Raw genomic sequence first — 24,296 nt, 5'->3', positions numbered from 1 at the left:
CCGGATGACACGACGACTTCGACGGGCGGTTTCGGGATCGGCGATTTTGGGGCTGGCCGCGATCCTCGCGGCCGGTCCGGCGCTCGCGCTCGACCTCACCAAGAAGCGCGAGAACCTGCCCGACCTCGTCCTCGGCAACGACGAGGGCAACGACTTCGTCGTCGAGAACAAGGACATCGAGCTCGAATCCGGCAAGGCCTACCGGCTGCGGATCGTCGCCAAGGGCCACCAGGAATACAAGTTCTACGCGACCGAGTTCTTCCGCTACATCTGGTGGAACCAGATCGTGATCGAGCACAAGGAGATCCACGGCGGCGGCCCGCCGGACCACTTCGAGTTCGACGACCCGGGCGAGATCGCGATCGAGTTCGTGGCGATCAAGCCGGGCAAGTACACCTGGGAAGCCCGCGGCCTCGAAGCGAAGGGCGTGGCCGGCACGATCACCGTGAAATGACACACCGTGACATGATGCGCGCGCTTGTCCTCGCCGGCCTCCTCCTGACCAGCCCCGCCCTCGCCGACGACAAGGCCGCCTGCGCCGACGGCATCGCCCTGATCAAGGACGCGCTGGCCAAGGGCCCGCCCGAGGCGGCGCTGCCGAAGCTGCGCAAGGCCCTGCGCGTGGCCGAGCGCGAGCAGGGGGAGGGCGAGTTCGACGAGTGCCTCGACGCCGTCGGCGACGCCAAGCGGACGCTCGCGCGATGAGCGCGGGCGCAGTGGGCGCGGGCGCCACAGGCGAGGTTCCGGCGCTCGAGGTGGCCTCCGTCAGCCACAGCTTCGGCGCGCGCCGGGCGCTGTCGGACGTGTCGATCACCGTGGAGCGCGGGCGCTTCATGGCGCTGCTCGGGCCGAACGGCGCCGGCAAGACCACGTTGTTCTCGCTGATCACCCGGCTCTACAACAACCGCGACGGCCGGGTCGCGATCTTCGGCCACGCCCTCGACCGCGAGCCGTCGCGGGCGCTCGCCCGCCTCGGCGTGGTGTTCCAGGCGCGGACCTTGGACACCGACCTCACCGTCGAGCAGAACCTGCTCTATCACGCGGCCCTGCACGGCATCCCGCGCAAGGCCGCCAAGGCCCGGATCGCGGGGCTGCTCGACCGGGTCGGGCTGACGGACCGGCGCGCCGACAAGGTGCGCACGCTGTCGGGCGGGCAATCGCGCCGCATCGAGATCGCGCGCTCCCTCGTCCACCATCCGAGCCTGCTCCTGCTCGACGAGCCCACCGTCGGCCTCGACCTCGAATCGCGCGCCGACATCGTCGCGATCGTCCGCGCCCTCGTGCGCGAGGAAGGGCTCTCGGTGCTGTGGGCGACCCACATCTTCGAGGAGATCGCGCCCGAGGACGACGCCGTGGTGCTGCACAAGGGCCGCATCGTCGCGCGGGGAAAGGCCGGCACCATCGGCCGGGCCGACGAATCCCTCGAGGAGGCGTTCCGCCGGCTCGTGTCTGAGCCGGCCAAGCCGGCCAGGGAGGCCGCATGAGCACGCCAGTCGGCACGTCTGCGACGATCGCCTCTCCCACGAGCCCGGTCGCGCCGCGAGAGACCGCCCATCTCGGGCGGCTCGACGCGGTCGGCTACCTGATCTGCCTCGGCGGCATCGTCCGGCGCGAGCTGCTGCGCTTCTTCAACCAGAAGGAGCGGTTCTTCTCGGCGCTGGTGCGGCCGCTGGTCTGGCTGTTCATCTTCGCGGCGGGCTTCCGCAACACGCTCGGCGTCTCGATCGAGCCGCCCTACCAGACTTACGTCCTCTACGAGGTCTACGTGGTGCCGGGGCTGGCGGTGATGATCCAGCTGTTCAACGGCATGCAATCCTCGCTCTCGATGGTCTACGACCGCGAGGTCGGCTCGATGAAGGTGCTGCTCACGAGCCCGTATCCGCGCTGGCTGCTGCTCCTCGCCAAGCTGATCGCCGGCGTCACCGTCTCGGTGGTGCAGGCCTACGCCTTCCTGGCCATCGCCTGGTTCTGGGACCTCGACATCCCGGCGGTCGGCTACCTCGCGGCGCTGCCGGCCTTCATCGCCGCCGGGCTGATGCTCGGGTCGATTGGCCTGCTGCTGTCGTCGATGGTCAAGCAGCTCGAGAACTTCGCCAGCGTGATGAACTTCGTGATCTTCCCGATGTTCTTCGCCTCCTCGGCGCTCTACCCGCTGTGGCGCATCCGCGAATCCTCGGAGACCCTGTACTGGATCTGCGAGTGCAACCCCTTCACCCACGCCGTCCAGCTCGTGCGCTTCGCCCTCTACGGGCAGTTCGAGCCGGTCTCCTGCGCGGTCGTGCTCGGCGTGACCTTCGCCTTCTTCACCCTCGCCGTCGTCGCCTACGATCCCGGCCGCGGCATCATGGCCCGGCGTGGCGGCCCGGCCGGAGACCCGTCATGATCGTTTTTCGCATCCTCCCTGCGGCGGTTGTCGCCCTCGCCTGCCTCGCCGGCCCCGTGCTGGCCCAACCCAAGACCGATCCCGACTGGCCCTGCGTCCAGCGCAAGGTCGCGACGCTGAGCCCCGGCCAGTTCTGGACCGGGCCGGACATCGCCGGAGCCGGCGCCTGGGGCGACGACGACGACGCGGCGGTGCTGGCCCAGAAGCTCGCCTCCCGCCGCACCGAGCTCAACGAGGTCGACCCGCTGCTCGACGCCTACGTCGCCAAGGTGCCGGCGGCCGACAAGGCCAAGGGCCTCGCCCTCGTCTACGCCGGGGTGTTCGAGGTGGTGAACGGCGAGCGCGACAAGGTGATGGGCGGTATCGCGCGCTACGCGCAGGGGCAGCGCCGCATGGCCGAGCGCATCCGCGACGAGGCCGACACCATCAGCCAGACCAAGGACGGCCCGAGCGCGGCCGACGCCCGCGAGGTCTCGAAGGAGCAATCCGAGATCGAGACCAAGTTCGCCTGGGACCGGCGGATCTTCCAGGAGCGCAGCCAGTCGCTGACCTACGTCTGCGAGGTGCCGCAGCTCCTCGAGCAGCGACTCGGCGAGATCGCCAAGAAGATCCAGGCCCGGCTTTGAAGCCAGAGCCGGCGACCCGGAACCGGGTTGCCGATTCCTCCCGGGCAGCATTGCCGAAAACTCCCTAAGTCTTTGATGAGACATAGAAAATCTGTTGCACGCGAACCACGGGTCGTCCGTTTCGGCGTGTAACGGCGCCGTGAGCGGCGATTTCCGCCGGATCACGGTCGTCCCGCGATTGTCCGATCCCGACGCGCCTTGCATGAGTGCAGCTCAAGCAGTGCAAGGCGAGCAGTGCTGGGTAAGCCCGCCGCAGAGGGGGCGCGCCGCTCGTCGGTTCGGGGTTGGGGAATGACAATGCGGGCGCTTCGTGGAAGCCTGATCGCCTCGGTGGCGTTGCTGCCGGGTGCGGCCTACGCACAGAGTTCGGTGACGCTGTCGGAGATCAGCGTCGTGTCGACGACGCCGGTCGGCGGCTCGGGCTCGGGCTCCACGCGGGCCGCCCCGCCGCTCGGCGCGACCCCGATCGTGTCGCCGAGCGCGGCGCCTGTCTCGTCCGCCGGATCGCCGCGCCTGCGCGGCGGCGAGCAGCCGCTCTACAAGATCCCGAGCACGGTGGAGACCGTCACGGCCGCCGACCTCGACATCGATCGCGGCACCTTCAACGCGGTGGCGACGCTGGCGCGGCGCACGCCCGGCCTCAACCTGTCGGACTCGCAGGGCAACTCGAACCGCACCGACGTGAACTACCGCGGCTTCCAGGCCTCCCCCGTGCAGGGCGTGCCGCAGGGGCTCGCCGTCTACCAGAACGGCGTGCGCATCAACGAAGCCTTCGGCGACACCGTCCAGTTCGACCTGATCCCGCCGACGGCGATCCAGCGCATCGACATCGTCACCGGCAACCCGGTTTTCGGCCTCAACGCCATCGGCGGCGCGGTCAACATCCAGATGAAGAACGGCTTCACCTGGCAGGGCACCGAGGTCACCGCGCTCGGCGGCTCCGACGGCCGCATCGCCGGCGGCCTCGAATACGGCAAGGTGATCGGGCCGTGGAGCTTCTACTTCAACGGCGACGGCCTCAACGACCGCGGCTGGCGCTACGAGAGCCCCTCGACGATCGGCCGCCTCTACACCGACCTCGGCTACCGCACCCTCGATTCCGAGTTCCACCTGATCGGCGGCTTCGCGCGGACCTTCTTCGGCGCGGCGGCCGCGACCCCGGTCGACTTCACCCACGTCGACCCGCGGGCGATCTTCACCTACCCGCAGACCACGACGACCGAGATGGGCACGATGCAGCTGACCGGCCGCGTCGACATCTCGCCGACCTGGGACCTGGCCGGAAACGCCTACTTCCGCCGCTTCAGCAACACCTACGTCGACGGCAACGACGGCAACTTCGAGAACTGCAGCCGCCAATCGAGCAACCGCGGCTTCCTCTGCTTCGAGGATGACGGCTTCACCCGCGCGGCGGGCCAGTCGCAGCTCGCCTTCCGCAACCAGTTCACGATCCTCGGGGCGAACAACCAGCGGATCCCGTTCACCGCGGGCGTCCCCTACGGCACGCTGGACGTGACCAAGACCGAGGCCACGAGCTACGGCGGCTCGCTGCAGGCGGCCAACCGCGACAAGGTGTTCGGCTTCGGCAACAGCTTCGTCGTCGGCGGCAGCATCGACGTGGCCGAGTTCAGCTTCAAGTCGGCGAGCACGCTCGGCGTGATCAACCCGAACCTGTCGGTCACCACCGATCCGAACAACCCGTATTACGGCACCGTCCCCGGGCTCGGCACCACGCAGTTGCGCACCGCCGCCGCGCTCGGCATCGCGCCCTCGAACGTCATCGGCTCGAACCTCTACATGGGCCTCTACGCCACCGACACGTTCGACGTGACCGACGCGCTGTCGCTCACCGCCGGCGCGCGCCTGAACTTCGCCCGCCTGACCACCAACGACCAGACCGGCTTCTCGCCGGACGTGAACGGGACCTACTACTACAACAAGATCAACCCGTTGGCGGGACTGACCTACCGCTTCACCCCCGGCCTGTCGCTCTACGGCGGCTACTCGGAATCGAACCGCGCGCCGACGCCGCTCGAGACCGCCTGCTCCAACCCGGACCGGCCGTGCCTCCTGCCGAACTCGCTGGTCGCCGACCCGCCCCTGAAGCAGGTCACCGGACAGACCTACGAGGTCGGCGTCCGCGGCCAGATCCCGAATTTCTATGACGGCGGGCTCGTGACCTACAAGGTCGGCGCCTTCCGCACGGACCTCGCCAACGACATCATCCAGCTCGCGACGCCAGGCAACGCGGCGCGGGGCTACTTCGTCAACGTGCCGGCGACCCAGCGCCAGGGCATCGAGGTCGCGGGCGAATACACTCGCGGCGACCTCTCGGTCTACGCCAACTACGCGCTGATCGACGCCACCTTCCAGTTCGACGGCACCCTGTCCTCGCCCAACAACCCGCTCGCCGACGACGGCGCCATCGCCGTCCGCCGCGGCAACCAGGTGCCGCTGATCCCCAACCACCAGTTCAAGGTCGGCTTCGACTACCTCGTCCTGCCGGGCTGGCGCTTCGGCATGAACCTCCAGGCCTTCTCCTCCGCCTACTATCGCGGCGACGAGTCGAACCTGAACCCGAAGCTGCCGGCCTACCTCGTGCTCGGCCTCAACACGACGTACCAAGTCACGCCGAACCTTCAGGTTTTCGGTCTGATCACCAACCTGACCAACAACCGCTACGCCAACTTCGGCACCTTCGCCGAGCGCGGCCCGATCGCCGGCAACCTGACCATCAACGACCCGCGCACGACGACGCTGGCGCAGCCGCTCTCGATCTACGGCGGCATCCGCTACGCCTTCGGCGCCGACCCGGTGCCGATGCCGGAGCCGCTGATCCGCAAGTACTGATCGGGCGGGCACAGGCGAGGGGAGGGGCGCGGGCCGCAGGGTCCGCGCCCCTTTCGCGTCTTGGCGCCCCTTTCGCGTCTTGGCGCCCCTTTCGCGTCTCGGGGCGTGCCGGCCCGGGGCCGGACTGCGGCCTCACGCCACCGGAACACGGCCGCGCTTCGTCGCTTGCCCTCTGCAACCGAAACGACGCGGGCCGCGGGCCCGCGCGCCATGCTTCAGGGAGACTCCATGCGACTGGTCCACGCCTTCTCGGCCGCCCTCCTCCTCGCCTCCGCGGCGCCCGCCTTCGCCAGCTCCTGCTCGGAGGAGATCGCGACGCTCGAGCGCCGCCTCGACAGCGCCGGCGCCGAGAAGGTCACCGGCAAGGAGCCGCCGGGCGGTCCGACCTCGTCGAACTCCCCCAAGGCGCTTCCGACCCCGCCCGCTGGCAAGCCGAGCGATCCGGCCGCGACCCCCACCGCCGCCGGCGTCAAGGAAGCCCGCGACCTCGTCGAGAAGGCCCGCGGCGAGGACAAGGCCGGCCAGGCCGACGCCTGCCGCGACACCATCATGAAGGCCAAGGAGAAGGCCGGCGCGCTGCCGTAGGCGGCCCGCGCATCCGTGTCCGAAAGCGAAAGGGCGGCTCTCGCGAGCCGCCCTTTCTGCGTTTCACGGTGCCGCCGCCCGGGCGCGGTCAGTACGCGTTCTCGGTCTTGAACAAAGCGAAGGGCGTGGTCATGAGGATCTGCAAGTCGAACAGCACGGACCAGTTCTCGATGTAGTACAGGTCGTGCTCGACCCGGCGCTGGAGCTTCTCGCTGGTGTCGGTCTCGCCGCGCCAGCCGTTGACCTGGGCCCAGCCGGTGATGCCGGGCTTGACCTTGTGGCGGGCGAAGTAGCCGTCGACGACCTGGTCGTAGAGCGTGTTGGCGGCCTTCGCCTGCAGCGCGTGGGGGCGGGGGCCGACCAGGGAGAGGTCGCCCTTGATCACGTTGAACAACTGCGGCAGCTCGTCCAGCGAAGTCTTGCGGATGAACCGCCCGACCGGGGTCACGCGGGCGTCGCCCTTGGTCACCATCTTCGCCGCGGTGGCGTCGCACGCGTCGACGTACATCGAGCGGAACTTGAACACGTCGATCAACTCGTTGTTGAAGCCATGCCGCTTCTGCCGGAAGAACACCGGGCCGCGCGAGGTGAGCTTCACCGCGAGCGCGACGCCGACCATCACCGGAGCGAGGGCGACGAGCATCGTCAGGCCGACCGTGCGGTCGAACACCGTCTTCATCACCACGTCCCAGTCGGCGATCGGGCGGTCGAACACGTCGAGCACCGGCACCGAGCCGAGGTAGGAATAGCTGCGCGGCCGCAGGCGCAGCTTGGTCGCGTGGGCCGAGAGGCGGATGTCGATCGGCAGGACCCAGAGCTTCGAGAGCATCTGCAGGATGCGCCCCTCCGCCGAGATCGGGATCGTGAACACGATCAGGTCGAGGCGCGTGGTGCGGGCGTAGGCGACGAGGTCGGTGACGGTGCCGAGCTTGGGGTATCCGGCGACCACGTCCGTGGAGCGGTCGTCGTTGCGGTCGTCGAACACGCCGACGATGCGGATGCCGCTCTCGCTCTGCGTCTCGAGGGCGGCGATGAGCTCCTCGGCGGCCTTGCCGCCGCCGACGATGGCGGTACGCCGGTCGAACCGGCCCTTCCGGGTCTGCGCCACGATCACGCCCGACAGGACGAACCGGCCGGTGAGGAGCAGCCCGAGGCCGCCGGCGAAGTACGCCGCCAGCCACAGGCGGGAGTAGTGGTCGGCGACCTTGGCGAGCACGAGGCCGGTGGCGACCAGGAGGAAGGCCAGCATCCAGCCCGCGGAGATCTTGAGGGCGGTCTTGAAGAAGGCGCGGAACGCCGCGATCCGGTAGGTGCCGGCGGCCTGGAAGGCGGCGAGGGCGAGGGCCGCCACCGCGACGACCGCGCCGGCATAGGTCAGCCCGAACGGGACGACCCCGCGCAGCAGCGCCACGTGCAGGCCCGCGCCGAGGCCGACGATCAGGGTGAACTCCGCCGCCCGCACCAGGCCGGCGATCACCACCGGGGAGATCGCCGGGGCCGGCAGGGGGGAGACCGCCTCGGCGGGCGGCGCCATCTTCGGCACCGGCTCCGCGACGCGGGCCGGGTCGGCGAAGCCTGCCGCCACGGTCTCGCCCTGTCCGGCGACCTTCAGGAGATCACGGACGTCGAAGGCACTCATCGCTCGATTCCCAGCAGTTCAGCGGCTTCGTTCGTGCCGGGAAGTATCGCAGGGCTCCCTATAGGATTGTTTAAAGTTGCGGACGGCGACGGCGTCGTTTCGCTGGGATGCGGACAGCAGGCATCACGTTCCTGCGACGGTCGGCGGGCTCAGGCGGCCTCGACGCGGGCCGGTTCGGCCGACGCCCCCGGGCGGCGGGCGCGGAAGGCAGCGGCGTAGCCCGAGAGCACGTCGGCGCCCATCCGCTTCATCGAGAAGCGCTGGCGCACGGAGTCGCTCAGGGTCCGGAACCGGGCGGCGCGGCTCTCGGGCGCCTCGTCGAGGACGCGGGCGATCGCCCGCTGCAGCGCGATCGGATCGCGGGCCGGGACGAGGTCTCCGGCGGCCGAGCCGAAGATCTCGGGGATGCCGCCCACGTCGGTGGCGACCAGGGGCTGTGCGGCGGCGGCCGCCTCGAGCACGACGTAGGGCAGGGACTCGGCGAAGGACGGCACCACCATGATCCGCCCGCGGGCGAGGACGGAGCGGATGTTCTGGGCCGGCTCGAAGGCGATGGCGCCGGCAAGGCCCAGGGCTTCGGCCTTGGCCTGGAGCAGCCCGGCATCGGGGCCGGAACCGACCATCAGCAGGCGCACGCTCCGGCCCTCTTCGCGCAGCAGGGCCAGGGCCTGGAGCAGGATCGGCAGGCCCTTGGCCTCGCGCAGCTCGCCGACATAGAGCAGGTCGAACGGGTCGGCCGCCGGGGTCAGGGGTGCGAACTCGGCCTCGCTCAGGCCGTTGTGGACGATGCGGCTGACGCGCCCGTGGGTGCCGACGTAGGCGCGGTGGCGCCCGGCGACGTACTCGCTCTCGAACAGGAACACGTCGGTGCGGCGGGCGAGCAGGCCCTCGGCGCCCATGTAGACCCGGTGCAGCAGGCTGCCGGGCCGGTAATTGTAGCTGCCGCCGTGCGGGGTGTAGGCGCGGATCACGCTGCGGCCGCCGGGTACGGCAGCGAGGCGGGCGTAGGCGCCGCCCTTGGCGCCGTGCCCGTGCAGGACGTCGGCCGCGACGGCCTCGGCGCGAGCCGCGACCGCGCGCAGGCAGGCGAGGTCGGACGGGTGCGGGTTGCGCCGCATCGGGATGCGGGTGACGCCGAGCGCGAGGCAGGGGGCGAGGTCGGAGAGCGCCTGGACGGCGCGCTCGCCGCCGGTGGTCGCGTCGCAGACGATCCCGACGCGGTGCCCGGTCGCGGCCTGGAGGCGCGCGAGGTCGACCACGTGCCGGAACAAGCCGCCGACGGGCGCGCGGAACACGTGCAGGATGCGACGGGGTTCGGCATCCGAAGGGCTGACGGACGGGGTCACGGCGGACGTCTCCAGGCCGGCGGGTGCGGCGGGCTTCCGCTGTCCTGCCATGCCGGCCCTGTCCAGGCGGTTAAGCGCACGCGACCGCGCCGGCGGACCGGGCCGGGCGCAGTCCTTTCCGGCGCCGAGGGTCAACGTTCGGCTAACGCGCGTCCTACTGATCGCCGAGACGGCGGCCTTGCGACCGCGCTCTCAGAAGAACCGCTCCTTGATGACGATCGTGTCGCCGGGGCGCACGGGATACGTCATCGGCACGATGCCCGAGACCAGCTTCTCGCGGCCGGCCTCGTTGGTCGGCTCGAGGCCGGGGCCGGCGGTGGGGCCGCCCTTGCCCTCACGGGTGAGCACGGCGTAGTCGCGCGCCGCCCGCGGGCCGAACCCGGCGGCGATCGCCACGGCGGTCTCGACCGTCATCCCGTTGACGAAGGGGTACTGCCCCGAGGTGGTGACCTCTCCCAGGATGTAGAACGGGCGGTAGGCGTCGACCTCGACGGTGACGTGCGGCTCGCGCACGAAACCCGCGGCGAGCTTGGTCTCGATGGTGCGGGCGGCCTGGCCGGTGGTCTGCCCGCCGATCTGGACGACGCCGATCAGCGGCATCGCGATGCGGCCGCCGCCGTCGACGGCGTAGATGTTCGACAAGTTGTCCTGTCCGAACACGATGACCCGGAGCTTGTCGCCGGCCGCGAGCGCGTAGCGCGCGCCGATCGAGCCGGTGCCGGTCGCGTCGAGCTGGGCGGTCCGGTAGTCCGGCCGCAGGCAGCCGCCGAGCCCGAGGCTGGTCGCGAGAACGAGGAGGAGTACGCGTCGGTTCATCACCACAGCCGTCGTGATTGCCTGATCGATCGTTTCGTAATCCGTTAAGGTTAAGAAATTCTGTCGCCCCAAGGCGGGCGCACTGCACCGCGCCGGCTTTAACTCTCAAGCAACCTTAACAGGTTCTATTGATCCCACGTGTTGATGCGTGGGCACAGTCGCGGCCCGGCATCGCGAAGAGATCGTGCCATGTCCCGAATCGCCCCGCGCGCGGCCGCCCCGATCGAACGGCCGGCCTTCGCCGCAAGGCCCGCCCCGGCCGACGGCCTCAATCTCGCCCAGGTGCCCGCCCTGCTGCGCCGGTCGTGGCACTGGATCGCGCTGCCGACGCTGGTGGTCGCCGGGCTCTCGACGGTGTTCGTGCAGGTGGTCTCGCCGCGCTACACCGGCGAGGCGAAGCTCCTGCTGGAGAGCCGCGAGGCCGCCTTCGCCCGCACCGCCTCCGAACGCGCCGAGCAAGTCCCGCCGATCGACGAGCAGGCGGTGGCGAGCCAGGTGCAGGTGATGATGTCGCGCGACCTGGCGCGCGAGGCGATCCGCCGGCTCAACCTCGTCGGCAACCCGGAATTCGATCCGAGCGCCGGCACCATCGGCCCGGTCCAGCGAACCCTGATGATGCTGGGGCTGGCCAAGAACCCCCTCGACCGCCCGGCCGAGGACCGGGTGCTGGAAGCCTATTTCGAGCGGCTGCTCGTGTTCCCGGCGGGCAAGTCGCGCATCCTCTCGGTCGAGTTCCGCTCGAAGGACGCGGAGCTGGCGGCCAAGGGCGCCAACACCGTCTCCGAACTCTACATCGCAGCCCTGGAGGCGGCGAAGGTCGACACCGCGCGCTACGCCTCGACCTGGCTCGGCGGCAACATCGACAGCTTGCGCAAGCGCGTGGCTGAGGCCGAGGCGCGGGTCGAGGCCTACCGCGCCGGCAACGGCCTCGTCGGCTCCACCGGCGCCAGCGGCCAGCCGCTCAACGCCCAGCAGCTCGGCGAACTCTCGACCCAGCTGTCGCAGGCCCGCATCCTGAAGGCGGACCTCGCCGGCCGGGCGAAGGCCGTCAAGGAGATGATCAAGGACGGGCGCGCCTTCGAGATCCCCGACGTCGCCAACAACGAGGTCATCCGGCGCACGGTGGAGAACCGCATCACGATCCGCGGGCAGCTCGCCCTCGAATCGCGGACGCTCCTGCCGGCGCATCCGCGCATCAAGGAGCTGACCGCCCAGCTGCAGGACCTCGACGCCCAGATCAAGGCCTCGGCCGAGCGCGTCGGGCGCACCCTGGAGAACGACGCCAAGATCGCGGCCTCCCGCGTCGAGAGCCTGCAGGCGGCCGTGGACGGCCAGCGCGACGTGGTGGTCAAGGGCAACACCAGCGAGATCCAGCTGCGCGCCCTGGAGCGCGAGGCCAAGGTCCAGCGCGAGCAGCTCGAATCCTACCTGTCGCGCTACCGCGAGGCCGCCGCCCGCGACGGCGAGAGCGCCACGCCCGCCGACGCGCGCATCATCTCGCGGGCGGTGACGCCGGAGCTCCCGTCCTTCCCCAAGAAGCTGCCGATCGTCGCCTTCGCGACCCTGCTCACGCTGATGCTCGCCGCCGGCGTGGTCGTCGCCCGCCACCTCCTGTCCGATCCCACGGGGGGCGGTCGCCGCGAACGCGAGGAGGAGGAGGCCGCCGACGCGCCGTCGCCGGCTGCGCGGCCGGAGCGCTTCGCCTTCCCCGAAGCCGTCCCGCCCGCCCATTGGGCAGCCGCCGAGGCCGGACCGGTCGCCGGCACGCATGCGATGGCCGAACCCGTGATGGCCGAACCCGACTTCGCCGAACAGGACTTGGCCGAACAGGACTTGGCCGAACCCGTCTCGGCCGAGCACACCCCGGCGGAAGCGCCGACCGCGGCGAAGGTCGAGGCCGCGCCTGCGTCGAGCCAGCCCGCCACGCCACGCGCCGGCTCCTTCGATCTCGCGCCGCTGATCGCGCGCCTCGAAGCCGGCCCGCGCGCCGGCGGCGGGCGCACCCTCCTCGTGGTCGAGACCGCAGGCGCCGCCCGGCCGGTTCCCGGCAAGAGCCTCGTCGAGGCCCTGGAGGCGGCGCTCTCGGGCCGGGCCTCGGCGCTTGCGGTCGACCTGAACGGCCCGGCCTCCGACGCCGAGGCACCTGGCCTGACCGACCTCGTCGCCGGCGAAGCTGCCTTCCTCAACGTGATCCAGGCCGAACGCGGCTCCGCCATCCACCGGATCGCCGCCGGCTCGCTGGAGATCGAGGTTCTGCTGGAGGAGCCGGCTTCGGTGGCGATCACCATCGAGGCGATGGCCGAGGCCTACGACTGGGTGGTCTGCCGCCTGCGGGCGGAGCCCGGCGCGCACGAGCTGCTCGCCGCCCTCGGCACGCTGATGGACAGCGTGATCATCGCCTCGAACGCGGCGCTCGACGATCCCGACCTCGGCGACCTGTTCGCCATCGCCGAGGATTCCGGCGCGGGCCAGGTGCTGGTCGCCCAGGACAAGCCGGCGCAGGATCGGCCTGCCCGGCAGCGGCACGACCGGACGGCGCAGGACGACGCCGAGCCGATGGCGTTGCGCCTGTCCGCGGCCTGACCGGGACGCCGTTCCCGCCCATCCAAGCGGATGGCGGGGACGAGCCCTTCAACCGGCCCGCATCCGCCGCAGCCGCTGCACGAGGGCGAACAGGCGCGGGTCGCGCTTGATCCGGCGCTTGAGCCGGGTGAGGCGCGTCGCGACGAGCCCGTAGGCGTGGCCGCGGAGCGTCACCGGCAGCATCACCTCCACCAGCGGGATGGTCTCGTCGCAGATGCTCGCCTTGTAGCGGGCCTCGCCGACGCCGAGATCGAAGGCGCGGCGGCCGCGGGCGGCCTGGTCGCGCACGAGGTGATGGAGCAGCAGGTCGCCGGGGCTGAAGCGGGCGACCTCGGGATCGGCGTCGAACGCCGTCATCATGCCGGAATAGCGCGCGCCGTCGACGGCGCCGCCGAAGGTCGCGAGCACGCGGCCGGTCGCCTCCAGCACCAGGGCGTGAACCTCCACCGCCGGGTTCTCGCTCGCGGTGGCCTCGCTCAGGAAGGCGCGGATCGCCGGGTCGGCATAGGGGTCGTCGATGCCCATGGCGGAGAAGCGCGCCGCCTTCTGCGCGTAGAAGGCGGACAGGTACCGCTCGGCCTCGGCGCCGTCCGCCGCCTTGCGGTAGGCGAGGGGGCCGTGCGCCTCGATCAGGCGCTTCTCCTTCGAGCGCAGCTTCTTGCGCGCGTCGGCGCTGAAGGCGCGCCTGAGCGTCGACTCGGGGTCGGGGCCGAGCATCATCCCGTAGCCGTCGCTCGGCGCGGCCTCGCCGCGGATCGCCAGCGGGTTGACCGCGCCGTCCCAGGTGCGGGGCTGGTGCCCGAGGGCGTAGACGTCGACGCCGGAGGCGCGCCCGACCTGGCCGAGCGCCGCGATCACGTCCTCGGCCGGAACGGCGGCGGCGTCGCGGGCGGAGAACAGCGGCAGGTGGTAGTTGGCGTGGTCGCCACCGAGCGTCCGGGCGATCGCGACGCCGCGGCGGCGCTCGACCACCAGCGGCAGCAGGATGCGCGGCCGGCCGGCGGCGTCGCGCAGGACGACGACCCGCAGCGCGCCGGGGGCGACGGTCGCTCCCGCGTAGGCGCGGACCCAGTCGAAGCGCTGGTAGGGCGTGGCGAGGCAGGCGGGGTCGGCCTCGAGCCCGCGCCACAGGGCCTCGACGGCCGCGAGGTCGGTGAAGACCTCCGCGGTCAGGCCGGACTGAGCGTGCGCGCGGGCCATGGTCGCTCCTGCGAGATCCCGGTCCATCGGACCGCCTGCCACGACCGCCATCGCCCATCCCCCGCGCCGACCCCCGTGGAGGCGGCAAACCATCGGTCCCGGGCGCCACTTCTGGGCACCGGCCCCTAAGCCGGGGTGTACGTGGCAACGCGAACGCGCGGTCGGGCCGGGCGAAGCGCCGGCGTGGCTAACGGATCGTTGCGCGCCGCAGGCACGGCCCGAGCCTCAGCCTTTGTTTACGCCGAACCGGGACAAGGAAGGGGGGCGCCGCGCACGGCGTCGCCCGTGTTGCGTTCCTGCGCCACCGAGGCGGTGCCATGCTGTCGTCCCGAAACCGCCACCGGCTGTTCGAGGCCGGGTTCCGGGCCGTCTCCGCCACGGGGGCCGACCGCTGGCTCGCGCCGGCCGCCTGCGGCCTCGGGGTGATCCTCACCTTCCACCACGTCAGCCCGGAGGCCCCGGGTCCTTACGCGCCCAACCGCCTGCTCTCGATCACGCCGGACTTCCTCGACGCGACCCTGCGCGAGCTCGACGCCCGCGGCTTCGAGGTCGTCGGCCTCGACGAGGTGCCCGAGCGCCTCGCCGCCGCGCGCTACCGGCCGCCCTTCGCGGTGCTGACCTTCGACGACGGCTACCGCGACAACGTCGTGCATGCCCGGCCCGTGCTGGCCCGCCACGGCGTGCCGTGGACGCTCTTCGTCACCAGCGACTTCGCCGACCAGACCGGGCGGCTGTGGTGGATCGAGCTGGAGCGGGCGATCGGCCGGCTGGAGCGGGTCCGCGTCGCCGTCGGCCCGCGCGACGTGGACCTGCCGGCGCGCAGCCCGCAGGAGAAGGCCCTCGCCTTCGAGGCGGTCTACCGCGACCTGCGCGGCGGCTCCGAGGCGCGGCTGCTCGACCGGATCGCAGCGCTGTGCGCGGAGGCCGGCATCGCCCCGGGCGCGGTCGCCCGCGAGCTCTGCCTGTCGTGGGACGACCTGCGGGCGCTCGGCCGGGACCCGGCCGTCACCTTCGGCGCGCATACGCGGAGCCATCCGATGCTGGCCAAGCACGGGATCGAGGCGGTCGCCCGCGAGGTCGGCGAAGGGCGCGAGCGGCTGGCAGCCGAGCTGGCGCGACCGGTACGGCACCTGTCCTACCCGGTGGGTGACCCGACCTCGGCCGGCGCACGGGAATTCGGGCTCGCCCGCGACCTCGGCTTCGAGACCGCGGTGACGACGCGGCCGGGCCATCTCTTCCCCGACCATGCCGGCCACCTGCACGCCCTGCCGCGGGTCTCGGTCAACGGCTGCCACCAGTCGCGGGCGGCGCTTTCCGGCCTGCTCTCGGGCGTGCCGTTCCTCGCCTGGAACCGCGGCCGGCGCCTCAACGTGGCGTGAGGCGCGGGCCCGCGATCACCGACGGCGGCGGCGATGGCGGTAGGAGCGGCCCTCGCTGCTGCCCGCGGTGAACACCGCGCTCTGGCGGCCGCGGCGGACGCGGTATCGCCCGCGCCGGCCGCCGCGAGGCTCCTCGACCGCCTCGTCGGCCTGGGCGGCGGCAGCCGCCGTCGCGGGCAGGGCGGGGGCGGGCGGGGTCTCGCCCGCCGCGTAGCCGCCGGCGACGTTCTTGGCCGCGGGGCCGAACATGGCGAGGCACTGGTTGTAGGCGAGGTCGTTCTTCAGGCGCTCGCATTCCCCGACCGAGCGCGGCGTCCCCTGGGCCTGGGCGGCGGCGCCGAGCCACAGGAGGAGCAACCCGGCGAGGGCGGGGGACGATTTCGGGAGGGGCATGAACGACATCTGCGAGGCGAGCGGCGCGGGTCGGCCGCTTCTCGCCCCCGAGTGCGGCGAAAACGCGGGCAGCCTCAGCGGTCGGGCCGTTCCATCCACTTGATCAGCGGCATCAGCGGGAAGATCCAGGCGATGCCCAGGATGCTGTAGAGCACGGTCTGGAGCAGGGGCGGGGCCTCGGCGATGCGGCTGTCGGCGAGAGCCATCGCCAGCGGCGCGTAGACGATGACGAAGCCCAGGATCCCGATCGTCCCGATCAGGGTGCGGGTGCGGCGGCGCATGCAATTCCCTCGTGCGAGCCCCGGGGGTAGCGCCGAGGCGCGACGATGGCAACGCGTCGGATCGGCGCCATCCCCTTGGCTTCCCTACGATTCGGGTGGCGTGCGGCAACGCCGGACGTTGCCGCGGGCGCCGGCTTTGCCTAACCCGGTGGCTCCCTCTCACCGATCCGAGCGACGACGCCCCGATGAGGCCTGCCGAATCCCCGCGCCGCGAAGGCGCCGTCCGCACCTGGCTCTACCTCCTCGCCGCCCTCGTGGTCGCGATGGTGGCGGTCGGCGGCGCGACGCGCCTGACCGGGTCCGGCCTGTCGATCACCGAATGGCGCCCCGTCACCGGCGTGGTGCCGCCGCTTTCGGCCGCCGACTGGGCGACCGAGTTCGAGAAGTACCGCGACACGCCCCAATACCGCATCCTCAACCAGGGCCTGGGCCTGTCCGACTTCAAGGTCCTGTACTTCTGGGAATGGGGCCACCGCCTGCTCGGGCGGATCGTCGGCCTGGTGTTCTTCCTGCCGCTGATCGCGTTCTGGTGGCGCGGCATGCTGAGCCGGCGCCTCGGGCTCGGCCTGCTGACGCTCGGAATCCTCGGGTCCGCGCAAGGGGCGATCGGCTGGATCATGGTGGCCTCGGGGCTGCAGCCCGGCATGACCGCGGTGGCGCCGATCAAGCTCGCCCTCCACCTCACCATGGCGAGCCTGATCCTGGCGGGCCTCGTGTGGCTCGCTGCCGGCGAGCGCAGCGCGGGCGTCGCCCCTGCCGCGCCGCGGCTGCGCGCGGTCGCGCTCGCCCTGCCGGCTCTGGTGCTCGCGCAGATCTTCCTCGGCGGGCTGGTGGCCGGCTCCCATGCCGGCCTCGTCCACAACACCTGGCCGACCATGGACGGCGCGCTGATCCCGCCGGCGGAGACCCTGTTCTCGGTGCGGCCCTGGATCGAGAACTTCGTCGACAACGTGACCCTGGTCCAGCTGAACCACCGGCTCACCGCCTACCTGCTCCTCGCCGTCGCCCTCGCGCACGCGGTCGACGCGCGGGTCGCCGCCCCGGGCAGCTCCGTCGCGCGCCGCGCCACCGGCGTCGCCGGTCTCGCCCTGGCGCAGGCCGGCCTCGGGATCGCGACGCTGCTCATGGCCGTGCCGCTCTGGGCGGCGCTCGCACACCAGGTTTTGGCGATGGCCGTGCTGGTGATGGCCACCGTGCATGCGCGCCTGAGCCGCGGCCTCGTGCGCGCGCCCCGCGCCAGCGGGCCGGCGGTGGCGGCGTTCGGCTTCGAGGCGCTCGCAGGCCGGGGGGCCTGACGGAGCCTCGGAGACCTCTGACATCACCGGTTCAGGATGAAGATTGATCCTGAACGGTGGAAAAGTCGCGATCGACCGGGACTGCGTGGTCTGCCGGTGGAACGAGTGTCATCGAAACGGCTTAGCCTTGACGCGTTGCAGGAGGCTGTGATGTTCCTGGCCGAAGATGGACGACCGGTCGGTCTGACCTGGCACTACACCCCGCGCGAGATCGTCGCCGACGGGGTGGTCCACGGCCTCGGCGTGCTCCTCGGCCTCGCCGGTGCGGTCGCCCTCGTCTCGATGGCGCTGACCGAGCATCTCGGCCTATCCGAGCGGATCGCGGTGGCGGTCTACGCCACCGCACTGGTCTCGATGCTGGCGGTCTCGGCGACCTACAACCTCTACCCCGTCGGCCGGCGCAAATGGTTGCTTCGCCGGGCCGACCACGCGCTGATTTACCTGATGATCGCCGGCACCTACACGCCGCTCGTCGCCCTCGTCGGGACAGGGCCGATGGCCTGGGGGCTCCTCGCCTTCGTCTGGATCGTGGCCGGGATCGGCATCGCCGTGAAGCTGCTGCTGCCCGGCCGCTTCGACCGCCTGTCGATCGGCCTCTACCTGCTGCTCGGCTGGTGCGGCCTGTTCGCCTACGAATCCGTGATCTCGGCCCTGCAGCCGACCGCCCTATGGATGCTCGCCGTCGGCGGCCTGCTCTACTCGGTCGGCGTCATCTTCCACGTCTGGCGCAAGCTGCCGTTCCAGAACGCCATCTGGCACGCCTTCGTGCTCGCCGCGGCCGCCTGCCACTACGGCACGGTCTGGGCGAGCCTCGCCGGCGCCTCGGCGACCTGAACGGCGAGCGGGTCGGCGCCTTACGGCGCCACCGTCCAGGGGCTGATGATCCGCATCGAGGCCTGCTGCGGCACGAGCGTCGCGGGGGTGCGGGGGGTGCTCTTCAGGCGCTCGACGAACTTTCGGGCCTGGTCGGCCGGCAAGGCCGAGGCCGGCGCCATCAGGGCGGCGAGCTGCTTGCGGGTGCCGCGGTCGACGTAGGTCGAGCGCTCCACCGGGACGAAGTCGCGCATCGTGTGCGCCGCGTCGGGATCGCCGGTGAAGACGCGGGCGCCGGTGTTCAGGACCACGATGTCGCCGGGGCGCAGAGTCTCGTCCTTCATCAGGGCGGCGACGGCGCCGCCCTTCATGTCGATCGGCTTCTGGCGATCGGTGATCCGCACCTTCAACGGCTCGGAGGCGGGCAGGGCGGCGTAGCGGATCCGCGGACGCGGCGCGGCGGCCCGGCGGCTGCGGTGACGGATCTGGGCCCCGGCGTAGGCGGGCTGGCTCGGCTCGGGCGCCTGCACGGCCGGCCGCGCCCCGCCGAACAAGGCCTCGAAGAAGCCGATCTCGGCCGCTTGGGCCTGGGCGGCGCCGCCTGCGACGAGGCCGCCGGCGATCACCACGGCGAGGGCGCGACGGTTCAAGGACGACGTCATCGATCCCTCCGAGGATGCTCGAGCATTGGAAATGGGGCGCACCGCACGGCGCGTGCGCTGCGACACCCCCTCAACGACAACTTAAGCGCGACAGTTCCGCGGACATTGCACGCAACGTCGGCAGGTCGGCTCGGTGTGTCAGGGCGGGAGGCGGGCTCGCGAGGGCGAGCGTGCGACGAGCCTACGAGAGGCGCTCGCGTCGGGGTCGGATTGCGTTCGCGCCGTCCTCGTTCGGGTTCTCATGCCCCGTACGAGTCGTGCATTCGGGTCGGGACGTGGCGCCCGGCGTCAGGCCGGCGCGGCCTGCTCGCCCTCGCCGATGCAGTCGAGCGCGCGCTCGACGGCGCCGACCGCGTCGAGCAGGTGCTGGACCGTGCGCTCGACCTCGAGGGCCGGGCGCCCCATGGCGGCGGCGCGCGCGCTCACATCCTCGAGCTGTTCGAGCAGCGTGAGGAGGTCGCCGGCGACGGCGACGACCTCGCACCGGGCGAGTTGCTGCACGGGGGTGCGCGGGCGGAAGGGCAGGACGTTGCTCATGAAGGCTTTCGGCTCATCCCGGCGGTTGTCGCCGGAACGCGGCCGCTTGGCCAGGGTTGTGGGGCGGCTCCTCCACACGAATGCCCCGGTTCGCGGCCGCAAAGCCACGCCGTGGTGACTTTTCCGTGGCCATCCGACATCGGATCCCCGGCAACCGCTTTACGCGAGCGGCACCGCCTTGACGCGGCCACACCGGCCCGACACCTCCGCCGGCACCGGCGATTCCCGCGCCTCCCTCACGATGACGCCCCAGGAACCTGCGATGCGCCCCGTCCCGACCCTTCGGACCCTTGCTCCCCTCGCCCTCGCGGCCGCCCTGCTCGGCGGCCTCGCCGCCTGCAACAGCGTCGACGGCCCCGACAGCCGCAGCGGCCTGGCGGAGACCTTCAACACCGACAACTACCGGCGCTCGAACGACACCAACGGCACCCAGACCCGGCCCGACGTGAACCGCCTGTACACGCAGCCCTCGATGCCCTCGATCGTGAATCGCGGCTACTGATCCGCCGGCGTCTCCGATCGTTCGGGCCGGTCCCCGCGCCGCCTTCCGCGGTGCGGGGCGAGGCCCCGGGGGCGCTTAGCGCTTGGCGAGGGCGTCGGCGAAGGCCGCGATGCGGTTGCGGGCGTAGGTCGGCAGGCCGGCGCTGATCGAGGTGCCGGTGTTGAAGCTCGAGTTGCCCATCAGCACCTGCGCCGGCAGCAGGTTCCTCAGCACGGGCACGCGGGCGTATTCCGCCTTGCGGTCGAGGACGTCGCCCTTGATCGCCAGCGCCATGTAGGTGGTGACGACGGTCTTGGTCGGGTCGTTCGGCATCGGCTGGAACACCGCCAGGAACTTGCCGAAGCGCAGGATCTGGTTGACCCAGAAGATCGTCTGCTCGAGCCCGCCCGTCACCGTGGTGTCGACCTTGGTCAGCGCCCCCAGGCTCGCGGCCCGGTCGGGCGGTAGGGTGCGCAGCTCGCTCTGGAACGAGACGAACTCGGCGATCTTCTTGGCGCCGCCCTCCTCCAGCTTGTTGGCGAGCTTCACGCCCAGCGGCAGCTTGCCCTCCAGGTCGTAGCGCGACTCGATGCACACCGTGCCCGGCTCGCACCACGGCCGGTCGGGACGGCGGGCGAAGGCCGCGGCCGGGTCCTTCGTCGGCGTCACGTCGGCGGGGTCGAGCGCCTTGTGCTTGATCGCCGGGTCCATCGCCTGCACGAAGCCGAGCTGCGCCAGCGCCGACAGGTCGATCGCCTCGGCGGGCCGTGCCACCACGAAGCGCCCCTCGGCGACGTAGACCTTCAGCGCCTCGTGCCGCGGCTTGGCGACCCCGTTCACGGTGGTGGTGTAGTCCGGCTCCTTGTAGCCGGGGAAGGGCGAGAGCGCGGCCGCCTCCACCGGCTTGGTCCGCACCCAGTCGAGGTAGGGCGTCAGCCCGTTCTCGGGCGCCGAGGGGGTGTCGCGGTGGTCGCTCACCAGGATCGTCCCGGGCTTCAGCGTGGTCGGGTCGACGGCGGCGACCGAGGCGACCTCCCGGATGCGCCCGGCCGTCGCGGCCGTCGCGGCCATGCCCGGTTGCGCCGGCGAGGGGGGCGTCGCCTGGGCCATCGCGGACGGGACGCCCGCGAGCACGAGCAGGGGCAAGGCAAGGCGAACGGGTCGCTGCAGCAGCACGGAAGGACCTCGAAGGGGAGAAGGGGGGGGCGGCGTCAGTAGCGCGGGTCGTCGCCGAACAGGTAGTCGGGATCGCGGCGGCGCGGGCGCAGGTCGTCGTCGCCGAAGGGCGAACGCGCGGTCTGGCCGGGCCAGGGCCGGTAGCCGCCCTCGACGTCGCCCTGCGCCCGCCGGCTGCGGAGCGCCGGGCGGCGGTCGCCGAACGGGTCGAGCAGGTCGGCGTCGGGGGCGCGGTTGCCGAAGGCGTCGCCGGCCACGTCGGCGCCGTCCTCGGTCCCCGAGAGGTCGCCGTCCTCCGCGTCCGGCCGCATCGCGTAGGCGTTCTCGCGCGGCAGCAGCTTGTACTGCGTGTCGGCCATGCGGCCGTCGGCGGCCTTGCGGAAGTGCTCGGTGAACCCGCCGCCCGCGACGCGCTGCCCGCTGCGCGGGTCGATCGAGACGTCGACGAGCATCTGACGCGCCTCGGGGGAGGGCGGGGCGAGCGGGGTCTTGGCCACCCCGTTGGCCCAGGCCGCCTGGAAGATCGCCGACGCGATCGGCACGGAGACGTGGCCGCCGGTCTGGCCGCGGCCGAGCGTCTTGCGGGTGCCGTCGGCGTTGTCGTAGCCGACCCAGACCACCACCGTGACCTCGTTGGTGAACCCGGCGAACCACGCGTCGTTCTCGTTCTCCGAGGTGCCGGTCTTGCCGGCGACGAACTGCGAGACCCGCGACAGGGCCGCCGCGGTGCCGTGGTTGGTCACGCCCTGGAGCATGGTCTTGAGTTGGTAGAACGCCACCCGGTCGGCCGAGCCGATCCGCACCGGCTCGCGGGCGGCGTGGGCGTAGACGGGCGTGCCGTCGCGCTCGACCCCTTCGAGGGCGTAGGGCGCGGTGCGCGCGCCCTCGTTGGCGACCGCGGCGTAGAAGCCGGCGAGATCGATCATCCGCACCGGCTGGGCGCCGAGCACGAACGGATAGTACGGCTCGCAGGCCGCGTAGATCTGCGCCTCCAGCGCGATGTCGCAGACGCGCTTGAGGCTGGCCGGCGCCTTGTCCGCGATGCCGCCCTGGAGCAGGCGGGCGGTGACGAGGTTCTTCGAGAATTCCAAGCCCCGCCGCAAGGTCGTCGGCCCGGAGCCGCCGCCGTCGTAGTTCTTCGGTGACCAGCTGTCGCCGACCCCGCCGATCGGAGGCAGGGTCACGGGCGCGTCCATCACCAGGGTGTTGGGCTGGAGCCCGGCGTTGAGGGCCGCGAGGTAGGTCAGCGGCTTCAGGGTCGAGCCCGGCTGGCGCACCGCCTGCGTCACGCGGTTGAGCTGGCTCGCCGGATAGGAGAACCCGCCGGCCATCGCCAGGATGCGCCCCGTTCGGTTCTCCAGCACCAGAGCCGCACCCTGCACGGACGGCTTCACCCGGATCTCGGCACGAAGGCCCTTCTCGTCACGAGGCCCCTTGCCCTCGCGCAGCTTCACCCGGACGACGTCGTAGGGCTGCAGCTTGCCCCGCGCGATGCCGGGATCGAGCGACGCGACGCGGCCGTCGCCGAGCCCGACCTTCACGCCGTTGCGGCCGGTCTCCAGCACCACGGCGAGCGGCCAGCGCACGTCGTAGAGCACCGGCCGGGCGCTCTCGAGCGCGCGCAGCCACACGGGCTTCCCGGCCGGCGCGGCGACGGTCGCCTTCCCGCGCGCCGGCCTGCCGACGGGCGCCTTCGCCTCGGCAGGCTTGATCTCGGCAGGCTTGATCTCTGTAGGTTTGGCCTCCGCACCGGTGACGCCCGGCAGCGATTGCGGCGCGGCCTCGGGGGCGGGGACCGCCGCCTGGAGCTTGCGCACGCTCTCGGTGAGGTTGAACTCCGGCCCCGGATAGGTCTGGCGCCCGGTGCCGCGCTCGTAATTCGCCAGCCCGTCCTGCAACGCACCCTCGACCGCCCGCTGCAGCCCGGCGTTGATCGTCGAGCGCACGGTTAAGGAGTGGGCGGTGAGCGAATCCAGCCCGGCGAAGGTGCGGGCCTCGCGGGTGAGGTGGTCGACCACGTAGAACCCGGAATCGCGCCGCGCGGTCTCGACCGGCTTCAGCCCGAGGTCGGAGGCGACGGCCGCCGCCATCTCGGCCTCGGTGATCGCCCCCTCCTCCTTGAGGCGGGCGAGGACGTAGGCGCGGCGCTCGCGGGCCCGCTCGGGGTACTTGTCGGGGCTGTAGAAGTTCGGCCCCTTGGGCATGCCGGCGAGCAACGCCGCCTCGGGCAGGGTGAGTTGCCCGACCGACTTCCCGAAATAGCTCCTGGCGGCCATCTCGATGCCGTAGGCGCCGCGGCCGAGATAGATCCCGTTGAGGTAGAGCCCGAGGATCTGCGGCTTGCCGAGGATGCGCTCCAGGCGGGAGGCGACGATCATCTCGCGGATCTTGCGCTCGTAGGTGACGTCGTCGCCCACCGAGAGGTTCTTCACCACCTGCTGCGTGATGGTCGAGCCGCCGGCCGGCCGGCCGGGGGCGGCGAGGTTGCCGATGAAGGCGCGGATCACGCCCCGCTCGTCGATGCCGTGGTGGCTCTCGAAGCGCTTGTCCTCGGCGGCGATGAAGGCTTGTCGGACCAGCGGCGGCACGTCGGCGATCGGCACGACGAGGCGGCGGCCGTTCGGCTCGAAGGTCTCGGCGAAGGGCTTCCCCGAGGCGTCGAGGATGCGGGTCATGCCCGGCAGCGCCTTGTCGCGCAGGGCCTCGGCGGTCGGCAGGTCGGTGGTCGCGCGGTTGTAGAACTCGATCACCTCGCGGGCGTCGAACGGCGAGCCCTTCGGGTTCTCGCCCTTGCAGAACTGCTTGTAGCTCGTATTCAGCTCGCCGATGTCGAGCCCGTGCAGGATCTTGGGCGCCGCCGGCCCGGCCACGGCCGTCGGGTCCTCCATCGCGGTGGAGATCAGCTCGTCGAGGTTGATGTCCTCGATGTCGAAGGCCTTTCGCATGTGCGCGCAGCCGTCGCGCAGGATCTGAACGACCTGCGGACCGTCCACGGCCGGGTCGAACTGGGTCTTCAGCGCCTCGGGCTTGGTCGTGACCTGGCTCAGCGTCAGGGCGGTCGCAAACAGCTTGATCAGGATGGTGTTCATGCGATCCGGGGCACCGGCACGGCTGGGTTTCTCAGCGCACGCCGACCTTTGGCGCGGGCGGCTGAACAGGGCGTGCACAACGCGGCTGTTTTAAGGAGCCTCCCAGGCTCGGGGCTTGCGTGCGGCCGCGTATTGACGCCTCGTATGGACACGTTACGGTGA

The 24,296-nt window shown here is 71.7% G+C and carries 22 protein-coding genes; 12 read left to right on the top strand and 10 right to left on the bottom strand.

What is annotated here, in order from left to right:
- Positions 1 to 4 precede the first annotated feature (4 nt).
- From MFF13_RS09670 to MFF13_RS09640, 7 genes are all read left to right on the top strand, one after another.
- The gene (locus tag MFF13_RS09670; RefSeq protein ID WP_147753655.1) at positions 5 to 454 is read left to right on the top strand and encodes a cupredoxin domain-containing protein; all 450 of its coding nucleotides are present in this window, start codon (positions 5 to 7) and stop codon (positions 452 to 454) included.
- Positions 451 to 705, top strand: coding sequence for a hypothetical protein (locus MFF13_RS09665; protein ID WP_373322506.1), 255 nt, complete (start codon positions 451 to 453; stop codon positions 703 to 705). The genes MFF13_RS09670 and MFF13_RS09665 overlap by 4 nt, the downstream gene beginning before the upstream one ends.
- Positions 702 to 1,484 (top strand): lanthanide ABC transporter ATP-binding protein PedB/LutE, encoded by a 783-nt coding sequence (pedB, locus tag MFF13_RS09660; RefSeq protein WP_147753656.1) that lies wholly within the window; start codon positions 702 to 704, stop codon positions 1,482 to 1,484. The genes MFF13_RS09665 and pedB overlap by 4 nt, the downstream gene beginning before the upstream one ends.
- Positions 1,481 to 2,383, top strand: coding sequence for a lanthanide ABC transporter permease protein PedC (gene pedC / locus MFF13_RS09655; protein ID WP_238272076.1), 903 nt, complete (start codon positions 1,481 to 1,483; stop codon positions 2,381 to 2,383). The genes pedB and pedC overlap by 4 nt, the downstream gene beginning before the upstream one ends.
- Positions 2,380 to 3,009 (top strand): hypothetical protein, encoded by a 630-nt coding sequence (locus MFF13_RS09650; RefSeq protein WP_238272075.1) that lies wholly within the window; start codon positions 2,380 to 2,382, stop codon positions 3,007 to 3,009. The genes pedC and MFF13_RS09650 overlap by 4 nt, the downstream gene beginning before the upstream one ends.
- A 297-nt stretch (positions 3,010 to 3,306) precedes the next feature.
- The gene (locus MFF13_RS09645) at positions 3,307 to 5,859 is read left to right on the top strand and encodes a TonB-dependent receptor domain-containing protein (protein ID WP_373322505.1); all 2,553 of its coding nucleotides are present in this window, start codon (positions 3,307 to 3,309) and stop codon (positions 5,857 to 5,859) included.
- A gap of 228 nt (positions 5,860 to 6,087) precedes the next feature.
- Positions 6,088 to 6,444 carry a hypothetical protein gene (locus tag MFF13_RS09640; RefSeq protein WP_147754093.1) on the top strand — a complete coding sequence of 119 codons (357 nt, stop codon included), beginning with the start codon at positions 6,088 to 6,090 and terminating at the stop codon, positions 6,442 to 6,444.
- An 88-nt stretch (positions 6,445 to 6,532) separates the two neighbouring features.
- Here the strand turns inward: MFF13_RS09640 and MFF13_RS09635 are convergent, their stop codons facing one another.
- The 3 genes from MFF13_RS09635 to MFF13_RS09625 form a co-directional block, all read right to left on the bottom strand.
- Complete coding sequence (locus tag MFF13_RS09635; RefSeq protein ID WP_147754094.1) at positions 6,533 to 8,083, bottom strand: undecaprenyl-phosphate glucose phosphotransferase; 1,551 nt, start codon at positions 8,081 to 8,083, stop codon at positions 6,533 to 6,535.
- A 149-nt stretch (positions 8,084 to 8,232) separates the two neighbouring features.
- The gene (locus MFF13_RS09630; protein WP_147754095.1) at positions 8,233 to 9,480 is read right to left on the bottom strand and encodes a glycosyltransferase family 4 protein; all 1,248 of its coding nucleotides are present in this window, start codon (positions 9,478 to 9,480) and stop codon (positions 8,233 to 8,235) included.
- A 141-nt stretch (positions 9,481 to 9,621) separates the two neighbouring features.
- The gene (locus MFF13_RS09625) at positions 9,622 to 10,245 is read right to left on the bottom strand and encodes a polysaccharide biosynthesis/export family protein (protein WP_147754096.1); all 624 of its coding nucleotides are present in this window, start codon (positions 10,243 to 10,245) and stop codon (positions 9,622 to 9,624) included.
- 189 nt (positions 10,246 to 10,434) lie between these two features.
- On the opposite strand from MFF13_RS09625, the gene MFF13_RS09620 reads away from it, so the two are divergent.
- Positions 10,435 to 12,828 carry a GumC family protein gene (locus MFF13_RS09620; RefSeq protein WP_238272073.1) on the top strand — a complete coding sequence of 798 codons (2,394 nt, stop codon included), beginning with the start codon at positions 10,435 to 10,437 and terminating at the stop codon, positions 12,826 to 12,828.
- Between the two features lie 48 nt (positions 12,829 to 12,876).
- Here MFF13_RS09620 and MFF13_RS09615 read toward each other — a convergent pair whose 3' ends face one another.
- Positions 12,877 to 14,028 carry a GNAT family N-acetyltransferase gene (locus MFF13_RS09615; protein WP_147754098.1) on the bottom strand — a complete coding sequence of 384 codons (1,152 nt, stop codon included), beginning with the start codon at positions 14,026 to 14,028 and terminating at the stop codon, positions 12,877 to 12,879.
- Between the two features lie 317 nt (positions 14,029 to 14,345).
- On the opposite strand from MFF13_RS09615, the gene MFF13_RS09610 reads away from it, so the two are divergent.
- On the top strand, positions 14,346 to 15,407 hold the full coding sequence (locus tag MFF13_RS09610) for a polysaccharide deacetylase family protein (protein WP_147754099.1): 1,062 nt from the start codon (positions 14,346 to 14,348) through the stop codon (positions 15,405 to 15,407).
- Between the two features lie 15 nt (positions 15,408 to 15,422).
- Here the strand turns inward: MFF13_RS09610 and MFF13_RS09605 are convergent, their stop codons facing one another.
- Positions 15,423 to 15,800: a hypothetical protein gene (locus tag MFF13_RS09605; RefSeq protein WP_238272072.1), complete on the bottom strand. Its 378-nt coding sequence runs from the start codon at positions 15,798 to 15,800 to the stop codon at positions 15,423 to 15,425.
- A gap of 74 nt (positions 15,801 to 15,874) precedes the next feature.
- On the bottom strand, positions 15,875 to 16,081 hold the full coding sequence (locus MFF13_RS09600) for a DUF2842 domain-containing protein (RefSeq protein WP_147754807.1): 207 nt from the start codon (positions 16,079 to 16,081) through the stop codon (positions 15,875 to 15,877).
- Between the two features lie 185 nt (positions 16,082 to 16,266).
- Between MFF13_RS09600 and MFF13_RS09595 the strand changes: the two genes are divergently transcribed.
- Positions 16,267 to 17,376: a COX15/CtaA family protein gene (locus MFF13_RS09595; protein WP_147830430.1), complete on the top strand. Its 1,110-nt coding sequence runs from the start codon at positions 16,267 to 16,269 to the stop codon at positions 17,374 to 17,376.
- A 150-nt stretch (positions 17,377 to 17,526) separates the two neighbouring features.
- Positions 17,527 to 18,210 (top strand): PAQR family membrane homeostasis protein TrhA, encoded by a 684-nt coding sequence (gene trhA, locus MFF13_RS09590; protein WP_147754641.1) that lies wholly within the window; start codon positions 17,527 to 17,529, stop codon positions 18,208 to 18,210.
- Positions 18,211 to 18,230: 20 nt separating this feature from the next.
- Here trhA and MFF13_RS09585 read toward each other — a convergent pair whose 3' ends face one another.
- Entirely contained in the window at positions 18,231 to 18,851 is a 621-nt protein-coding gene (locus tag MFF13_RS09585; protein ID WP_147830428.1) for a hypothetical protein, read from the bottom strand.
- A 288-nt stretch (positions 18,852 to 19,139) separates the two neighbouring features.
- Positions 19,140 to 19,388 carry a hypothetical protein gene (locus MFF13_RS09580; RefSeq protein WP_147754640.1) on the bottom strand — a complete coding sequence of 83 codons (249 nt, stop codon included), beginning with the start codon at positions 19,386 to 19,388 and terminating at the stop codon, positions 19,140 to 19,142.
- 262 nt (positions 19,389 to 19,650) lie between these two features.
- Here MFF13_RS09580 and MFF13_RS09575 point away from each other — a divergent pair, with 262 nt between their 5' ends.
- Positions 19,651 to 19,890 carry a hypothetical protein gene (locus tag MFF13_RS09575; protein WP_147754639.1) on the top strand — a complete coding sequence of 80 codons (240 nt, stop codon included), beginning with the start codon at positions 19,651 to 19,653 and terminating at the stop codon, positions 19,888 to 19,890.
- Between the two features lie 75 nt (positions 19,891 to 19,965).
- Here the strand turns inward: MFF13_RS09575 and MFF13_RS09570 are convergent, their stop codons facing one another.
- Positions 19,966 to 20,979, bottom strand: a complete 1,014-nt coding sequence (locus MFF13_RS09570; RefSeq protein ID WP_147754642.1) for a hypothetical protein — start codon at positions 20,977 to 20,979, stop codon at positions 19,966 to 19,968.
- A gap of 101 nt (positions 20,980 to 21,080) precedes the next feature.
- A complete protein-coding gene (locus tag MFF13_RS09565) occupies positions 21,081 to 24,134 on the bottom strand; it encodes a penicillin-binding protein 1A (RefSeq protein WP_147830424.1) in 3,054 nt (1,017 codons plus the stop codon).
- Between the last annotated feature and the right edge of the window lie 162 nt (positions 24,135 to 24,296).

This window comes from Methylobacterium cerastii (assembly GCF_022179125.1).
GTDB lineage: Bacteria > Pseudomonadota > Alphaproteobacteria > Rhizobiales > Beijerinckiaceae > Methylobacterium > Methylobacterium cerastii.
The sequence above is the reverse complement of the archived record's forward strand: the minus strand, read 5'-3'. Positions and strand labels throughout refer to the sequence as shown.

Coding starts and splice junctions, on each gene's coding strand:
- trhA (WP_147754641.1), top strand. CDS start 17,527: ATGTTCCTGGCCGAAGATGGACGACCGGTCGGTCTGACCTGGCACTAC.
- MFF13_RS09565 (WP_147830424.1), bottom strand. CDS start 24,134: ATGAACACCATCCTGATCAAGCTGTTTGCGACCGCCCTGACGCTGAGC.
- MFF13_RS09625 (WP_147754096.1), bottom strand. CDS start 10,245: ATGAACCGACGCGTACTCCTCCTCGTTCTCGCGACCAGCCTCGGGCTC.
- MFF13_RS09585 (WP_147830428.1), bottom strand. CDS start 18,851: ATGACGTCGTCCTTGAACCGTCGCGCCCTCGCCGTGGTGATCGCCGGC.
- pedC (WP_238272076.1), top strand. CDS start 1,481: ATGAGCACGCCAGTCGGCACGTCTGCGACGATCGCCTCTCCCACGAGC.
- pedB (WP_147753656.1), top strand. CDS start 702: ATGAGCGCGGGCGCAGTGGGCGCGGGCGCCACAGGCGAGGTTCCGGCG.
- MFF13_RS09595 (WP_147830430.1), top strand. CDS start 16,267: ATGAGGCCTGCCGAATCCCCGCGCCGCGAAGGCGCCGTCCGCACCTGG.
- MFF13_RS09650 (WP_238272075.1), top strand. CDS start 2,380: ATGATCGTTTTTCGCATCCTCCCTGCGGCGGTTGTCGCCCTCGCCTGC.
- MFF13_RS09640 (WP_147754093.1), top strand. CDS start 6,088: ATGCGACTGGTCCACGCCTTCTCGGCCGCCCTCCTCCTCGCCTCCGCG.
- MFF13_RS09600 (WP_147754807.1), bottom strand. CDS start 16,081: ATGCGCCGCCGCACCCGCACCCTGATCGGGACGATCGGGATCCTGGGC.
- MFF13_RS09575 (WP_147754639.1), top strand. CDS start 19,651: ATGCGCCCCGTCCCGACCCTTCGGACCCTTGCTCCCCTCGCCCTCGCG.
- MFF13_RS09580 (WP_147754640.1), bottom strand. CDS start 19,388: ATGAGCAACGTCCTGCCCTTCCGCCCGCGCACCCCCGTGCAGCAACTC.
- MFF13_RS09620 (WP_238272073.1), top strand. CDS start 10,435: ATGTCCCGAATCGCCCCGCGCGCGGCCGCCCCGATCGAACGGCCGGCC.
- MFF13_RS09630 (WP_147754095.1), bottom strand. CDS start 9,480: ATGGCAGGACAGCGGAAGCCCGCCGCACCCGCCGGCCTGGAGACGTCC.
- MFF13_RS09635 (WP_147754094.1), bottom strand. CDS start 8,083: ATGAGTGCCTTCGACGTCCGTGATCTCCTGAAGGTCGCCGGACAGGGC.
- MFF13_RS09570 (WP_147754642.1), bottom strand. CDS start 20,979: ATGGCCCAGGCGACGCCCCCCTCGCCGGCGCAACCGGGCATGGCCGCG.
- MFF13_RS09670 (WP_147753655.1), top strand. CDS start 5: ATGACACGACGACTTCGACGGGCGGTTTCGGGATCGGCGATTTTGGGG.
- MFF13_RS09645 (WP_373322505.1), top strand. CDS start 3,307: ATGCGGGCGCTTCGTGGAAGCCTGATCGCCTCGGTGGCGTTGCTGCCG.
- MFF13_RS09615 (WP_147754098.1), bottom strand. CDS start 14,028: ATGGCCCGCGCGCACGCTCAGTCCGGCCTGACCGCGGAGGTCTTCACC.
- MFF13_RS09605 (WP_238272072.1), bottom strand. CDS start 15,800: ATGCCCCTCCCGAAATCGTCCCCCGCCCTCGCCGGGTTGCTCCTCCTG.
- MFF13_RS09610 (WP_147754099.1), top strand. CDS start 14,346: ATGCTGTCGTCCCGAAACCGCCACCGGCTGTTCGAGGCCGGGTTCCGG.
- MFF13_RS09665 (WP_373322506.1), top strand. CDS start 451: ATGACACACCGTGACATGATGCGCGCGCTTGTCCTCGCCGGCCTCCTC.